17 protein-coding genes are annotated in these 15,866 nt (G+C 41.4%); 11 read left to right on the top strand and 6 right to left on the bottom strand.

What is annotated here, in order from left to right; genetic code table 11:
* Window positions 1-5: 5 nt before the first annotated feature.
* Window positions 6-896, bottom strand: a complete 891-nt coding sequence (locus tag HOP08_14230) for a helix-turn-helix transcriptional regulator (protein NOT76080.1) — start codon at window positions 894-896, stop codon at window positions 6-8.
* Between the two features lie 163 nt (window positions 897-1,059).
* Between HOP08_14230 and HOP08_14235 the strand changes: the two genes are divergently transcribed.
* The 8 genes from HOP08_14235 to HOP08_14270 all read left to right on the top strand — a co-directional run bounded on the left by HOP08_14235 (window position 1,060) and on the right by HOP08_14270 (window position 10,037).
* Complete coding sequence (locus HOP08_14235; protein NOT76081.1) at window positions 1,060-3,102, top strand: TonB-dependent receptor; 2,043 nt, start codon at window positions 1,060-1,062, stop codon at window positions 3,100-3,102.
* A 4-nt stretch (window positions 3,103-3,106) separates the two neighbouring features.
* Entirely contained in the window at window positions 3,107-4,546 is a 1,440-nt protein-coding gene (locus HOP08_14240) for a hypothetical protein (GenBank protein NOT76082.1), read from the top strand.
* Between the two features lie 78 nt (window positions 4,547-4,624).
* A complete protein-coding gene (locus HOP08_14245; protein ID NOT76083.1) occupies window positions 4,625-4,954 on the top strand; it encodes a DUF3817 domain-containing protein in 330 nt (109 codons plus the stop codon).
* Between the two features lie 86 nt (window positions 4,955-5,040).
* Window positions 5,041-5,697, top strand: coding sequence for an ABC transporter substrate-binding protein (locus tag HOP08_14250; protein NOT76084.1), 657 nt, complete (start codon window positions 5,041-5,043; stop codon window positions 5,695-5,697).
* A 192-nt stretch (window positions 5,698-5,889) separates the two neighbouring features.
* Window positions 5,890-6,963 (top strand): iron ABC transporter permease, encoded by a 1,074-nt coding sequence (locus HOP08_14255; GenBank protein ID NOT76085.1) that lies wholly within the window; start codon window positions 5,890-5,892, stop codon window positions 6,961-6,963.
* Window positions 6,960-7,772, top strand: a complete 813-nt coding sequence (locus tag HOP08_14260; GenBank protein NOT76086.1) for a heme ABC transporter ATP-binding protein — start codon at window positions 6,960-6,962, stop codon at window positions 7,770-7,772. Before HOP08_14255 ends, HOP08_14260 begins: the two co-directional genes overlap by 4 nt.
* Entirely contained in the window at window positions 7,769-8,854 is a 1,086-nt protein-coding gene (locus tag HOP08_14265) for a hemin-degrading factor (GenBank protein ID NOT76087.1), read from the top strand. The genes HOP08_14260 and HOP08_14265 overlap by 4 nt, the downstream gene beginning before the upstream one ends.
* A gap of 70 nt (window positions 8,855-8,924) precedes the next feature.
* The gene (locus tag HOP08_14270; protein ID NOT76088.1) at window positions 8,925-10,037 is read left to right on the top strand and encodes a DUF1624 domain-containing protein; all 1,113 of its coding nucleotides are present in this window, start codon (window positions 8,925-8,927) and stop codon (window positions 10,035-10,037) included.
* A 23-nt stretch (window positions 10,038-10,060) separates the two neighbouring features.
* Here the strand turns inward: HOP08_14270 and HOP08_14275 are convergent, their stop codons facing one another.
* The 4 genes from HOP08_14275 to HOP08_14290 all read right to left on the bottom strand — a co-directional run bounded on the left by HOP08_14275 (window position 10,061) and on the right by HOP08_14290 (window position 13,492).
* On the bottom strand, window positions 10,061-10,681 hold the full coding sequence (locus HOP08_14275; protein NOT76089.1) for a DUF1684 domain-containing protein: 621 nt from the start codon (window positions 10,679-10,681) through the stop codon (window positions 10,061-10,063).
* A 25-nt stretch (window positions 10,682-10,706) separates the two neighbouring features.
* On the bottom strand, window positions 10,707-11,402 hold the full coding sequence (gene radC / locus HOP08_14280) for a DNA repair protein RadC (protein ID NOT76090.1): 696 nt from the start codon (window positions 11,400-11,402) through the stop codon (window positions 10,707-10,709).
* Between the two features lie 169 nt (window positions 11,403-11,571).
* On the bottom strand, window positions 11,572-11,826 hold the full coding sequence (locus HOP08_14285) for a 30S ribosomal protein S20 (protein ID NOT76091.1): 255 nt from the start codon (window positions 11,824-11,826) through the stop codon (window positions 11,572-11,574).
* Window positions 11,827-11,881: 55 nt separating this feature from the next.
* On the bottom strand, window positions 11,882-13,492 hold the full coding sequence (locus HOP08_14290; GenBank protein ID NOT76092.1) for a M1 family metallopeptidase: 1,611 nt from the start codon (window positions 13,490-13,492) through the stop codon (window positions 11,882-11,884).
* A 34-nt stretch (window positions 13,493-13,526) separates the two neighbouring features.
* On the opposite strand from HOP08_14290, the gene HOP08_14295 reads away from it, so the two are divergent.
* The 3 genes from HOP08_14295 (at window position 13,527) to HOP08_14305 (ending at window position 15,367) form a co-directional block, all read left to right on the top strand.
* Window positions 13,527-14,495 (top strand): S1/P1 Nuclease, encoded by a 969-nt coding sequence (locus HOP08_14295; GenBank protein ID NOT76093.1) that lies wholly within the window; start codon window positions 13,527-13,529, stop codon window positions 14,493-14,495.
* Between the two features lie 107 nt (window positions 14,496-14,602).
* Window positions 14,603-14,935 carry a hypothetical protein gene (locus HOP08_14300; GenBank protein ID NOT76094.1) on the top strand — a complete coding sequence of 111 codons (333 nt, stop codon included), beginning with the start codon at window positions 14,603-14,605 and terminating at the stop codon, window positions 14,933-14,935.
* 18 nt (window positions 14,936-14,953) lie between these two features.
* Complete coding sequence (locus HOP08_14305; GenBank protein NOT76095.1) at window positions 14,954-15,367, top strand: nuclear transport factor 2 family protein; 414 nt, start codon at window positions 14,954-14,956, stop codon at window positions 15,365-15,367.
* A 24-nt stretch (window positions 15,368-15,391) separates the two neighbouring features.
* Here HOP08_14305 and HOP08_14310 read toward each other — a convergent pair whose 3' ends face one another.
* On the bottom strand, window positions 15,392-15,682 hold the full coding sequence (locus tag HOP08_14310; GenBank protein NOT76096.1) for a hypothetical protein: 291 nt from the start codon (window positions 15,680-15,682) through the stop codon (window positions 15,392-15,394).
* Window positions 15,683-15,866: the final 184 nt, after the last annotated feature.

A 15,866-nucleotide genomic window follows, 5' to 3' on the forward strand; every position in this document is an offset into this window, starting at 1 on the left:
AGAACCTAGGCTCTTGCCATCAAATATTTTTTAGGAGTTACTCCAAATTTTTTCTTAAAGGCCGCAATGAAGTGACTCGGGTTGGTATATCCGATCTGATATGCAACTTCATTAACCTGATATTTCGCAGAGTCAAGGATTACCCGTGAGTGATCAAGCTTGTGATCTAATAGGAAGCCATAAACAGTGTTTCCATAGATTTCTTTGAACCCGACCTTTAACTGATATTCATTAAGTCCCGCTTGTTTTGCCAGTTCTTTCAGACTGGGTGGCGCTTCCATGTGCTTTAACAAGAACTCTTTTGCATGTTTAATTTTACGAACCGTCTCTTCATCATTCAGAAAAGGACAACTCTCAGTATTGGGCTTCTTCGCAGAAAAGTAAAGGCTCAGAAGTTCAAGTGCCTTTGCCTGATAATATAGTTTTTCTGAAGTTTCACTCACCTGCATAGAGAATAACTGGTTCAACACTACATACAGGTGTGCAGGAATTTCTCTCTCATCATAAAACTTTCTGTTGATGTTCTCAGGTTTCAGGAATGGAAGTGCGTCATGGACAAAAAGTTTATGAAGGCTTTCAAGGGAGATCGTTAGAACCACAATCCTGCTATTCGCCGAAAGCTTTAGATTGAATGGAAGATCTTTCTCCGGATTATAAAAGAAGTAATTCCACTGTTTTTGTATCTCCCTGCTGTAGTGTGGTCCGAATTCAAATACGGCGTGTCCCTCCATGCAGAAGTAAAAGTGAATGATGGATTTTTTGACTTGTGTGGGCAGTTCAATGGGAATATTGGCGGTGTTTTCCACGATTCCCAGAGAGATGTCATCCCGCTCATACATCACCCTAATTTTATCTTTGAGGGTATTTTCAGCTAAAACCTCTTCTGTCGTTTTCATTATTATGATAAAAATGTCCGCTAATTTCTTCCTCTAAAACGTATTTTCAAACATTTTGGTCAAAAGTACCACAATTTATCATTACATCTTCCTGTGATTGAAATGTCATTCTTTATCCTTATGAGGGTATTTTTTATTTAGAAGCATTCTAATCTTTGCGGGCTTGAAAAATTTAACGACACTATTATTAATCGTCTTCATCGAGGCTAGCGCGTTCGGTCAGAAAGCCGACTCATTAAAGAATACTCAGCTTCAGGAAGTAGTGATTACAGGACAATATGAACCTCAATCTGCACAGAAGTCGGTTTATAAAGTTAGAACCATTCCATCTGAAGTCATTCAGTCGCGTGGTGCAGTCAAGCTCCAGGATGTTTTGAATACTGAATTGAACATTCGCTTTTCACAAGACATGGCGTTAGGAGGATCGAACCTTTCCATGCAGGGATTGCAGGGACAGAATGTTAAAGTTCTGATCGATGGAGTTCCAATGGTTGGCCGTCAGGGAACCTCCAATGAAATAAATATTAATCAGATTAATGTAAACTCAATCGATCGCATTGAGATCATAGAAGGACCAATGTCAGTAGTATATGGTTCTGATGCTCTTGCTGGAGTTATTAATATCATTACCAAGAAATCTTCCGACGGAAAGCTCGACTTGTCTGCCAAAGTTCATGAAGAAACAGTTGGTAATGAGTACAGCACTTCGCGGGGAATTCATAATGAGACTGTTGGAATCGGGTATACTCTCAAAAAATTTCATTTACGAGGTGATTTGAGTCGTAATGATTTTGGTGGATGGATTGGGGACTCTACCGGTCGTGAAAAAACATGGCATCCTAAAACCCAATTACTCACCAGTTTAGTGACAGGATATAAAGGTGAGAAATCCAATGTTTACTATCGTTTGGACTATACCAATGAGAATATTTTTAACCCTGCCAATTTTGTACAAAATGAAGCGGTCGATCAGAAGTATATCACGAATCGATTCATGCATCAGGTACAAGGTGGCCATACTTTCTCGAGTCGCCTGAGCTTTAATGGAGCAATTGCTTATACAGATTATCAGCGCAAAACACAGACTGTTACCGTTAACAAGAATACGGGTGATGTTCGTCTTTCGCTGGGAGCAGGTCAGCAGGATCTAACAGTTTTTGATGGACTCACAGTTAGATCTACTTTTCAGTATAAGGTTAGCGATAATATAACATTACAACCAGGTATTGACCTGAACCATGAAAGTGGATCAGGCGGAAGAATAAAGGAGGGAACTCAATCTATTGGAGATTATGCATTTTTCCTCTCAGGGGAATGGAAAATTTCCCGAGTACTTCAACTACGTCCTGGAGTTCGTGTGATACGTAATACCGTATACGATGCGCCACCAGCCGTTCCTTCTATTAATGCAAAGATTACTTTATCGCCTAAGCATGATTTAAGAGTTTCTTATGGAAGAGGTTTCCGTGCTCCTTCACTTCGCGAACTATATTTTAATTTCTTTGATGCAAGTCATTCTATTGAAGGAAATCCGAATCTCAAGGCAGAGCAATCTCATAGTGTGAATGCATCCTGGAACTGGAGAGTAGTTGAGGAAGAAGGAATGAAATTCAATACGGTTGTGGGTGGGTTCTACAATATTGTTGACAATATGATAACCAACGGTGTTAATCCAAGCAATCCGCTGGTAGTCTCTTATATCAACATTGATAAGTATAAGACGCAAGGGTTTACATGGAACAATACTTTGAAGGCTAAGGCATTCGATGTGTCTGCTGGTTTTTCATACACTGGTCGCTACAATCAACTTTTTGAAAGCGTTAATGATGTGGACGAATTTGCATGGTCCGCTGAGGCTAACGCAACAATTGGCTATCGCCTTATTAAGGCAGGAGTAAATTTAACTGCATTTTATAAGTACACAGGAAACTTGCCATTTTACCAATTTGATGCGGCTACCAGCACTGCCGTATTAACGAAAGTTTCTCCTTATAGCTGGGCAGACTTCAGTGTTCAGAAAACCTGGGCAAATCAGAGTTCGGTCTTAAGTCATATCTCATTAACGGGTGGTGTTAGAAATCTCTTTGATGTAACCAATGTTAACAATACTGCTGTATCAACCGGTGCTCACTCAGTTGCATGTGCTCAACCGATTGGTTATGGCCGTTCATTTTTCTTAAGTATTTCGTACCTATTAAATAAATAATTCTATGACTATTAAATTTTTTAAACAAGCATTATTTCTGATGACAATTGCAGGAATGGCTTTCCTTAACTCTTGTACAAAAGATGATCCTAAGCTTCCTGAGAATCTTGTGGCTTTTGAGTCTGATGCGTTAGGCACTCCGGCTTCCGAAACGGAAGTAGTGATCAATATCAATTCTCTCCGCTCCATCTCAACAGCAGCAAGTGTGTCCATAAAAATGGAACCTTCTGGAGTAGCATACACCACGGATTTTACAACAGAACCAGCAGCTGCTGCGAATGTTGTAACAATAGATGTTCCTGCTAATACAACTTCAACTTCTTTAAAAGTAAAGAAAACAGCAGGCGCATTGTTCGATGGTGATGAGAAAATTAAATTCACAATCGAAACATTAGGAACTGGATTGAGCTTGGGAGAAAAGAGCGTCCTGACTCTTTCGTTCTCTGAAATTGTTTCAGCAGGTGGAACAATGGAAATCAACGGTGGAGGTGCTCTCTTTCCAAACAAAGTATTCATTGACCTTAGCGGAAACCGCCAGACATCAGTTAGCCGCACTTCATGGGATCTTGCATTTTCATCAACAGATGATTTTCGTGTTGTCCTGAATTCTCCAAATGGTATGATGGCTTATAAACTGACAGGCCGCACAGACTTATCAACCGTAACGGCGGCTGATATCTCTTCTTTTGTTGATCAGCTTTCTGTTCCTGCAGTATTTACTGCTGCCAATACAAGTCCTAATCCAGCGTGGTTAAGCGGTTCTATTGCATGGATCGATGATCCATCTGGAGATTTAACTAAGACAGCAATGGCTCCCGTATCGGTAACAGCCTCTGAGAATGTTGTATACATCATCAACCGTGGCCAGGGACCAGGCAATCCTCCAACCGAGTTAGGGTTGAAGAAGATCAGAATTCTCCGCAATGGAAGCAATTACACCATTCAGTATGCAAATATTGATGATGTTAATTTCCAAACGGCAACGATTACAAAGGATCCTGCTTATCGTTTCAATTATTTTAGTTTCACAAGTGGAAATACGCTTGTTGCTGAACCGCTTCCAAAGAAATGGGATATCGCGTGGACTGGTTTTACCAATTCGGCAAACATAGGATACCCGATTCCGTACTATTTCCAGGATTTTGTTCTTCAAAATACTCAAGCTCAGGTAACAGCTCTTTTGCTGTCGACAGCAACTATTACCTATGAGAATTTTACAGAAGCAAATCTTACGGGCTTGACATTGCTTGCTCCGCAAACAACGATCGGATCTACCTGGCGTACATTGGCCCCTCCACCAGCGGTTGCCACTGTTAGATCGGATCGATACTATATCGTGAAAGATCCTGATGGAAATATTTATAAACTGAGATTCACAGCAATCATTACAAGTGGTGAACGTGGAAAACCTCAATTTGAATTTAAACTCCTGAAAAAAGCTTAATCATTTAAGATGGGTTTAACGGTAAAAAGGCCGGAGTGATAAGCTCTGGTCTTTTTAATTTTAATACAAATTAGCATTATGACACAGATCAGATTACTAAGATTGATTGGCATATCAGAAGGAATTTCATTCCTCGTTTTGTTGAGCATTGCAATGCCTTTGAAGTATTATTTTGGATTGCCTATTGCAGTGAAAATAGTGGGTTGGATTCATGGTGGTCTATTCATCGCTTACATTGGAATCGTACTGCTTTCCATTCGGATGATGAAATGGAATTTCTTTCAGGTTCTGATTGCTTTAGCTGCTTCGCTCATTCCATTAGGAACGTTTTTTTTGGATAAATCCTGGAAAATTCGTCAGGAAGAATTCGCTTTAAGAAGAGTGAAAAGGCCCCTTGAAGGTATTTAGGCCGATTTTAGAGTTATTTTTGTTTGTATTTGGATTAATTCTAAATAGTATATTCTTTTGCCGTTCGGATTAAAAACGCAATCCCAATGGTTAAAGCACTCTCTACCCTTTTCCTGATCTGCATATTAATTAGCGTTCAGGCACAATCTTCGGATCGCATCATTACGGCAGGCAGCGCACTGACTGAAACAGTTTGCGCGCTTGGTTACTGCGACAAGATCATTGCCTCTGACAGAACCAGTTTATATCCAATTGAGATTCAATCTTTGCCGTCTATTGGATATCGTTCAAGTATAAGTTCGGAAGGAATTATCAGCCTGAAGCCTTCCCTGGTGTTTGCAGAAAAGGATTATGTCGAAGAGGCAGTCCTTGCACAGGTGCGATCCGCAGGAATAAAAATCATCATCATTGAGAGGGCATATAGTTTTGAAGGAACTAAAAATCTCATACGTGAGATTGCTACAGCTATTAATAGAAAAGAGGAAGGCGAAAAACTCATCAAGAAAATTGAGGGTCAGTTAACAGAAGCGACTGCATTAGTCAAAAAAGCAAAGAGCACTCCAAAAGTATTATGTGTTTATAATCGCGGAACTACCTCTTTTGACGTGGCTGGAACAAAAACATTTTCTGATATTCTTCCCTATGTGGGAGGCGAACGAGCAATTAATGGCGTGAATGGCTATAAACCTCTCAACACAGAATCAATGATCGCGTCAAATCCAGATTACATACTATTTTTTTGAATCGGGTATTAAAGCCTTGGCGGAATAGATGGAGTAATAACAGTTCCGGGCGTTGCTCAAACCAATGCCGGTAAAAACAAACACATTATTTCAATGGATGGAATCAAGCTTTCCAACTTCGGCCCTCGATTTGGCGAAGCGGTACTGGAACTGGTATTACTGATCCACCCCGATGTGAAGACTAATTAACAAATGTTGACAGCCGCAATCCGAAAAGAATCGAGGATCACTGTCATTTTGATAGGATTAGGCATTGCTGCGTTGTTAGCATTTTTAATTGCCCTAAGCATTGGTCAGGTTACGATCCCAATTGGCGACATTCTTCAAATCTTCTCCAGCAAAATCGGATTAACGACTTACGAATCCGATGGTGTCTTTGAAACAGTGCTCTTGAAAATCAGATTTCCGAGACTTGTAATGACCGTGCTAATCGGATCTGCACTGGCAGTCAGTGGTGCTGCTTTGCAGGGTTTGTTTAGAAATCCGTTAGTGGAACCTGGTTTGATCGGAGTTTCAAGTGGTGCCGCCGTTGCAGTTGTTGCTTTAATTGTATTTGGATCCATGATCATTCCTGATCAGGACACTGTTCAAATGAACATGCTTCGTCCGATGATTGCTTTTGCCGGTGGACTTCTTGCAACGTTTATGGTGATCAAGATAGGGGAGCAGGTAGGCAAAATGAATATTGCTGTACTGATCCTCGCCGGTGTTGCAGTAAATGCTCTTGCCGGCGCAATCATGGGCTTAATTATATTTTACGCTGATGAAAATCAACTTCGGATGTTTACTTTCTGGACATTGGGAGACCTAAGCGGAGCGACATGGGGAAGTCTTTTAATTGCGGCTCCGATTTTAATTCTTGCCATCGTGATGCTGCTAAGATTTCAGCATGCTCTTAATGCCATTGCACTGGGAGAGTCAGAAGCATATCATATGGGTGTTGATGTTGAGAAGGTAAAAAAATCGATTGTTTTCTTCAGTGCTCTCGCAGTGGGAGTAAGTGTTTCCCTTGCCGGAATAATAGGATTTATCGGATTGGTAATCCCACACCTCATCCGCGTCATGTTTCATTCTGATAATCGTTTGGTCATGCCGGCTTCAGTCATTGGAGGCCCGTTACTATTGATCCTTGCTGATCTGGCATCCAGAACATTGGTTTCACCTTCAGAACTTCCTATTGGAGTTGTGACCGCACTGGTAGGTGCTCCTTTCTTTATTTTTCTTTTAGTGCGCACCAAGAGAAAACAAGAACTCATTATTCAATGATCTCCGCCCGACACATCAGCCTTAGTATAAATGGAAGGGAACTTCTCCATGATATTGATCTTGATATTGTACCAGGACAATTTACTGCGGTCGCCGGACCTAATGGTGCCGGAAAAAGTTCTCTCCTGAAAATTGTCTCCAATGAAACGGGACGCTATGATGGTACAGTTACGATCAATGGTTCTCCGATAAAAAAGTACGACATCGCGGCGCTTTCAAAAGTAAGAGCAGTTCTTCCTCAAAGTACTCATTTGCAATTCCCTTTTTCTGTTCAGCAGATCGTTCAACTCGGAACACATTACCACAGGAATACCCGTTATCAGAATGACAGGATCGGGGAGGAAGTCATGGAACTTACGGGCGTAACTTCATGGAGAGATAGAAACTACCTGACATTATCAGGCGGTGAGCAGCAGCGTGTTAATCTCGCCCGCGTACTTGCTCAGGTTTGGGAAGTGAAAGCGCATCCACGGTACATTCTTCTTGATGAGCCGACTTCCAATCTTGACATCGCTCAGCAGCAGATGATCTTCAATCTTGTGAAACAATCCTGTGAAAGAAACATCGGAGTGATGGCCATTGTTCATGACCTGAATCAGGTAGCTCAGTTTGCTGATAAACTTTATTTTCTCCGTGAGGGAAAGATTATAGCCAGCGGAGCAACGAAAGAAGTCTTCACTAAAAGCATTATCGAAGAAACATTTTGTTGCCGTGTCAATGTTTACCATGACGCGTGCACCAATTGTCCATACATCGTACCAGATAGTAGTAAAATAGAATCATCATCATTGAAAACCGCAAACCTATGAGCCAAGTAACCACAGAAACCAGAGCTGCCGAATTGCGCGCCTCCTGGGAAGATATTAAAAAAGTAAAACCAACGTTGCGCATACGTGACTGCGCCCTTGAGCTGGGTGTAAGCGAGGGTGAACTACTTGCCACAACTGTTGGTGAGTACACAACACGCCTCGAGGGCGACTGGACAAAATTATTGAGCAGATTCCCTGAGCTCGGTCGTGTTATGTCACTTTCCAGAAATGATGGTTGTGTATTGGAGCACAAAGGTTCTTTTCAAAAAATTGACATCATTCAGGCAGGCCCGCATACGATGGCCACAGTTATAGGACCCATTGAAACACGGGTTTTCTTTGCAGCATGGAAATATGGTTTTGCGGTTCGGCAGCAAACACCTCATGGGTTACAACAGAGCATTCAGATTTTCGATGAAGCTGGAACTGCCGTGACAAAGATATTTTTAGTCGCGCCAGGAACTTCCGATAACAAACCTGGAAGCAATCAGGAAGCATTTGATAAGATTGTCGCAGATTTCACAGCGGCAGATCAGAAGAAAGAGATTGAGTTGTTTCCGATCAGAAATTCTCCTACAAAGCCACTTGATCAGGTGAATAAGGAAGCTCTGATGGAAGATTGGTCAAATATGAAAGACACGCATGATTTCTTTGGCATGCTGCGCAAGCACCAGGTGAATCGTGTGGATGCGGTCATGTTGTCTGAAGGAAAATTCAGTTATAAAATAAAGCCATCTTCATTGCAACCAATGCTGGAAAAAGCAGCAGCAGATCATTTACCCATCATGGTATTTGCTGGTAATCGTGGTAACCTTCAGATTCACCAGGGTAAAATTCAGACCGTGCGGGTTATGGACCAGTGGTTGAATATTCTGGACCCTGATTTCAACATGCATTTGCGTACCGATCTGATTGACAGCGCCTGGGTTGTAAAGAAACCGACTGCAGACGGAGTGGTCACGGGCATTGAAGTATTTGATAAGAACAAAGAAATGATCGTGCAGTTCTTTGGCCTTCGTAAGCCAGGTATTCCGGAGCTTGAGAAATGGAGAGCTCTGGTAGATACTGTGGAAAAAGCATAATTACAATCGATGGTGATCATTAAAGGCCTGAGTAATGTATTACTCGGGCTTTTTTATTTTAACTTAAGGAATGGATTTAAAGAACCGCTACCTCTCATTGGATGTTTTTCGTGGCATTGATGTGGCCCTGATGATCATCGTCAATACTGCAGGTGATCATCAAACTACTTTCTCGCCGTTACTTCACGCCCGATGGCATGGATTTACACTAACAGATCTTGTATTCCCGACCTTCTTATTTCTGGTGGGAACTTCGTTGAGCTTCTCTTTGGGAGTCTATCAGACAATGGGACATAAAGCGGTATTGAAAAAGATAATCGTAAGGACAATCGTAATCTTTGTTTTAGGTTATCTGATGTATTGGTTTCCTTTTGTGAGACAAAATGAAGCAGGAGAATTAATTCTGAGTCCGATTGGCTCTACACGAATATTCGGAGTGTTGCAACGAATCGCATTGTGTTATGGAATTGGAGCACTCATTGTTCATTTTTGGAAATTGAAAGGTGCCATCATATTCAGCGTAATAGCTTTGCTTGGGTATTGGTGGATATTAATTTCTTTCGGTGACCTGACCCTTACCGGAAATACGGTTCTTCGTTTTGATAATTGGCTGATAGGTGCTGACCACCTTTATCATGGCGAGGGCATTGCTTTTGATCCAGAAGGTTTTCTTAGTACGCTTCCTGCTATTGCCAATGTTTTGATTGGTTACTGCGCAGGATTAATAATTAAGCAAAAAGGAGCATCCTATGAGACTATTGCTAAGATTATGATGGCGGGAACTTTATTGTGCTTTCTGGGATTAACGTGGGATCTTATTTTTCCAATCAACAAAAAACTCTGGACCAGTTCCTTTGTAGTCTATACTTGTGGCATCGACCTCATGGTGATGGCAATCCTATTGTATGTGATCGATATGATGAAATGGAAAAACTGGACCTATTTCTTTGAGGTAATGGGCCGTAATACCTTGTTTATCTATTTGCTTTCAGAAGCACTGGCGATCATGATGTATGTAATTTCTGTTAACGATCAGTCTCTGTATCAGTGGGTATTTCTAAACATATTCAAATCGTGGTCCGGGGGATATGTGGGATCATTCCTTTTCGCGTTGACCTTTATGCTACTATGTTGGTCAGTAGGATATCTTATGGATCGGAAAAAGATCTATATAAAGATCTGATGCAGATCTTTAGATTCTTCAAATTACTGGTGGTAATTCTTTTCTCCTGCCAGAATAGAAACCTTCAATATGTTTTCCTTAGGAGGAAATGGGCATGAGAACCTGTCAGTATAAGCACAATAAGGATTATATGCTTTGTTAAAGTCAAGAACCATTGTTCCTGCCCCAGGCATTTTTTTTAATTCAAGATATCGACCCGCACCATAGGTCAGGTTAGCACTTGTTTCATCAGCGAAGGCAAGAAACAATGTGCCTTTTGTTGGGCCGGATGCCATGATCTCCAGCAACAGTAATTTATTTTTTACTCCCTCGATATAAAATTCTACCCAGCCATATTCAAGATATTGGTTCTCTTCCTGTAAGCTGGTTGCGAGAGTGACTACTTTTTTATTTTCGATGATGTCAAGATCAGCAATCACCCGATAATCAGGATTTGGTTCAAAATATTTTAAGCCTTTGAACTCCTCTTTTTCATCAGCAAAAGGTGATTCATCAGAATTCTTCATGAACAGATCTTTTTCCTCACGGTCTTTTATAATGGATGCTGAATAATTTTCATCTGACTCCCCTGAGCTCATGGAATAGATCACAATTCCCACCAGCACAATTCCGAGAATAATAATTAATGTCCTGGATTTTTTCATTTCGATTTCTTTCGTTCTGGACTTTCTAAAGCATTCCTTCGTCTGCAAAACTAAAGTATTTCTGACCGCAAATGATCAAATGATCCAGTAATTGTACCTCAAGAAATTTACCAGCATCCCGCAACTTCCTGGTTAGATCAATATCACTTTGACTGGCAGTCATATTACCAGATGGATGATTATGTGCGACAATAATTCCACTGGCGAGCTCTTCAAGTGCCATTTTGAAAATGATCTTTGGATCAGCCACAGTTCCACTTACGCCTCCTTCGCTGACACGCTTTTTCTTTATTACGCGATTGGCACGGTTGAGCAGCAACACCCAGAACTCCTCATGTGTCAGATCCATCAGATCCCCACGAATTTGCTCATAAGCTTCCTGTGATGAACCGATCTTAGGTTTTTCATTTACGTCAACATCTTTCCGTCTTCGTCCCAACTCAAGAGCAGCAATGATCGTGATCGCCCTTGCCTCTCCAATACCTTTTATCTTGATGAGATCTTTAATGGTGAGTCGTGCAAGCTCGTGAAGATTATTGTTAACATGCTGCAGCACTTTCTTCGACACGTCTACCGCACTCAGCTTTGAGGTCCCTGACCCAATCAGTATGGCAAGTAACTCAGCATCCGACAGGGCAGAAGTTCCTTTGATCAATAGCTTTTCGCGTGGTCGATCTTCCGGAGACCAACTTTTAATGGTGAGAGGTTTTGATTCGTCAATCTTCAATGGGATGAATGATTGAGTCAAATCTATTAAATGCCAGGGCGGGAGAGGAATATTGAATTGACGGAAAATGATACAATTAATTTCTCAAGTGCATCCATAAAAAAAACCCTCCCTGAATCAGATTGTCTGCTCAGGGAGGGAAAAATTTAAGTTCTTATAAAGCTTACGCTAACGCGTTAACGCGCTTGGTCAGCTTTGACTTCTGATTGGCAGCCTTTTTCCAGTGAATGATGTTCTTCTTAGCCAGTTTATCGATCATAGAAGAAACCTCTTTTAGAAGGGCCTGAGCCTCATCTTTCTTGGTGGTAGTCAATAATTTCTTGACTTGTGTGCGAGTCGTCTTGTTCTGGTAGCGATTGCGTACCCTCTTAGTTTCGTTTGCACGAATGCGTTTTTCAGCTGATTTATGGTTTGCCATAGTTGTTTTTCAAAAGGACTGCAAAGATAAAACGAAGCAGGGGATTTACAAAGGGTCATTTAGAAGTCTGTTTGACCGTTCCTTCAAATAATAGCCAAATCGCCGGATCCAGCCTGATTCCACTGGTTTGCTCATTTCCATGGATCAAAAACTCCTGTTTTCGGCCTGAAATGTCGATTTTATCCACCTTTACATTTCCCAATTTATTCGTCACTTCCACCTCCAGAGGAAAAGTAAACAGATCAGCCTGCTTTTGCTCCACCGTAACCCGGGTCTGTTTCCGCTTTTGGTCATAAGTCCAACTCACTTCCAGTTTTGGCTGACCGCTCCTGAAAATCCACTGGTCAAAGAACCCTTTCAGATCCTTTCCTGCCGCTGCTTCCATTACTTTCCTGAAATCATCTGTCATGGCATTACTTAGCTGATACTGCTTATAATATGTTCGCAATCCGTTAAAGAAATTCTCATCGCCGATCTCATGTCTGAGCATATGCAAAATCCAGGATCCTTTTTGATAAGAATTGGTGTTGAGCACTTTTGTGATATCAGTGATCGATGTATTCACAATTGGCGCTGGACTTTTTAGAAAATAGTTGATCACCTGCTTTCTGTCCTTTTCCATTTCTTCCATCAGCTTCTTTGAGCCGTAGGCATTTTCCAGATAAAGTTGAGTGCTGTAGGTTGAAAGTCCTTCGCTTAACCATACATGATGCCAGTCATTTTCCGAAGCCGAATTCCCAAACCACTGGTGCGCTACTTCGTGCGCCACCAAACCTTCAATGGTATTCTTTCCGGTTACTGAATTTTCATAATAGAAAATGTTTCCTGCGTTCTCCATGCCACCGTATCGTGTTGTTGATTGAACATTGGCAAGCTTTTCATAAGGATAAGGGGCGATCGTCTTGCTAAAAAACTCAAGACACTTAGCCGCGATTGCATAATCGGAAAATCCTTCCAGTCTGTTTTGTGGATAGACCCATGCCTCTACCGAAATCCCATTAACCTTACCTTCATACTCAATGGCAAATCTTGCCGCGCCCATCACCATTACTTTTGTAGGAAGCACAACGGATGTTTTCCAATGAGTGAGCTTTGTGTTTTTTCCGATCACACTTTCTTCCAACTTTTCACCAGTAGCAATGACGGTATAATGAGCAGGTGCTGTAACGATAAATTCGCAAGTTGCCTTGTCATAAGGATGATCGATCGTTGGAAGCCAGTGATGTGCGCGATTCGGCCAATTGTCGCCAAAGAATGTGCGGTCCCCAAACTTGTTTTTACTTATGACCAGTCCATCCTGTGGAATTCCTGAGTACTTTATAATAAACTTCTTTTCGTCGCCCTCTTTTAAAGGATTTGGTAGGATGATTTTAAGTCGGTCATTCTGATGAGTGAATTTCACCACCTGCTGATCAAGCAGTATTTCAATAACCTTCATTCCCTGTCCCTGGGCATTTATGTTGGTGAGGTCCAGTTCGAAATCCGAAATTGATTTTTTGAATAATACAGTAACAGTGGTTTCGCCAGCAATCTGATTTGTGGAATCGTTGATCTCCAGCTTGAAAAGATAATGACGGATGTCAATGGCTTCGTTTCGGGGATAATTATCTGCAGCGTAAAGAATCGTCTGGATAACCAGCAGGGGAATGATTAAGAACTTTCGCATGGAACGGTAATTTCGTTTATCGAAAGATAGTCTCATGAAATCAACTCTGAAAATCCTTTTGCTGTCAGCGGTTCTTGCTGGCTCTGGCTGGGGTTTCTTTGGTCACCGTAAGATCAATCAATTAGCAGTTTTTACTTTGCCCCCGGAAATGATTGGCTTTTATAAGAAGAACATGAATCATCTGATCGAAGCATCTACTTATCCGGATAGCAGGCGCTATGCTGTTCCCGAAGAAGCCCCTCGTCATTTCATGGATGTGGAGGAGTATGGCGATAGTGCGTTTTATGTTTTGCCAAAATACTGGAATCAGGCAGTAAAGAAATATGGCGAAGACACGCTGAATATGCATGGTATCGTTCCCTGGCATATTGTAAGAATGTTCCATCAGCTGAAAGATGCTTTCATGCTCAACGATCCACACAGGATCGTAAGATCTTCGGCTGAGCTTGCACATTATATCAGTGATTGTAATGTTCCGCTACACTCCACCCGCAACCACAATGGACAATTGACTGGTCAGCATGGAATCCATGGATTATGGGAATCCCGCTTGCCAGAATTATTCTTTGAACAATATGATTTTTATGTCGGGAAAGCAGAGTATGTCAATGACCCCCAGGAACGGGCATGGCAGGCGATTCGCAATTCTCATGACCGTGTTGATTCTGTTTTAAGTGAGGAAAGACTTTTGTCTGAAAACTCTTCGGTTAAATTCAACTATGAGACTAAAGGCAAACAGACGATAAAAGTATACTCCGTAGATTTTTCAAAAAAATACCACGATCGGTTGCGTGGCATGGTGGAACGTCAGTTTCGTGCAAGCGTAAAAATGACCGGAGATTTCTGGTACACGGCCTGGGTAGATGCAGGTCAGCCGGATTTGAAGAGGCTGATTCATTATCGCCCAACGGAAGAAGAGTTAAAACAAAACAAGGAAGAGTTAAGAAAGTGGAAGGAAGGAAATTATGCTTCCAGAGAGCATGAAATAGACTCTATCCGATAGGTAACTTTTGATCAGGGCTTTTCAATCAAAGTATTCGGAAAATTCCTGTCCGGTTTCACGATCTTCGTTCGTCTTAGGTTTAATAGTCCACAAAAAACAAAAACAAAATGGAAAAATTCGCTCTACTCTTCCGGGGAGGCCGTTCTGAGGAATTGCCGGAACTCAAGGGAAGTCACATGCAGAAATGGTTTGAATGGGTCAACAAACTTAAAAGTGATGGCAAATATCTTTCCGGTGAACCACTTCTTCCCGGAGGAAAACAGATTTCTGGCACCGGCAAGATCGTAACGGATGGTCCATTCACTGAATCAAAAGATATGATCGGCGGCTTCTTTATTGTTCAGGTTGCCAACTATGCCGAGGCTATCAAAATCTGTGATGATTATCCGGATTTTAATTTTGGAGGAACTGTAGAAATCAGAAAAGTGCCAACGATGTAATGACCTAAATCTTTCATGATGAAAAAATATTTACTCTTACTTACACTTATCTCATGCTCAGATAAAGATCTTTCTGTGAAGAACAAAGAAGTTGTCAATAGTATGTTTGAAGCCTTCAATGCTCACTCGTGGGAAAAAATGGCGAGCTATTATGCTGACAGCGCTTCTTTTCTGGATCCGTCTTTTGGAGCAGAGTATGTTATCAAATCCAGAAGTGAAACATCCGAAAAGTACAAAGGGTATGAATCGATGATGCCGGATATCCATGATCAAATTGTCAGTGTTGAGGCAGTAGGGGATAAGGTGTTTGTGGAGTTTATTTCCACAGGAACAATTAAAGATGGTCCCACCTTCAAGCTTCCAATTGTTTCAATCCTTACTATAAAAGACAGATTGATTGTGAAAGATGCAACGTACTATGACTCCAACTAAATTGAGGGTGTCTGCCTTTTAAGATCAGTACTGTATCAAGGCTTTTATGATCTCCTCCCATTCGAGGTCCGATGATCCATGAAAAATTTTTCTGCCAGCCTTACTGTACCAGTAACTGGCATTTCCCACATCACCTTCTTTTCTATGGAGATAAGCGTGAACCCATGCTCCATCTTTTGTCTCAATTTCCTGAGCCAGATTATGTGCACCTTCCCAGTTTCCTTTCTTATCCCACCACATCGCTTTCAAAAGAGAACCTGATTCTTCAGGTGGTCCGGCGTCATTCAGGGAGGAGTTAAATTCTTCTAAAGTCATGGTTCAGAAATGGAATAATGAACTAATTAAGGAATGAAGCTAGCACGTTTGAGGTATTCTTTTCATTCATCCAATTTCAATTCTTCATTAAAAAACATGTCTTCAATGACCTCAAAATCATCTTTTGCGGCCCCTGTTTTCCAATGGTTTAAAAGGGAACTTGTGCCAACGTTTGCATTTGTGC

This window comes from Cyclobacteriaceae bacterium, assembly GCA_013141055.1.
Lineage (GTDB): Bacteria > Bacteroidota > Bacteroidia > Cytophagales > Cyclobacteriaceae > ELB16-189.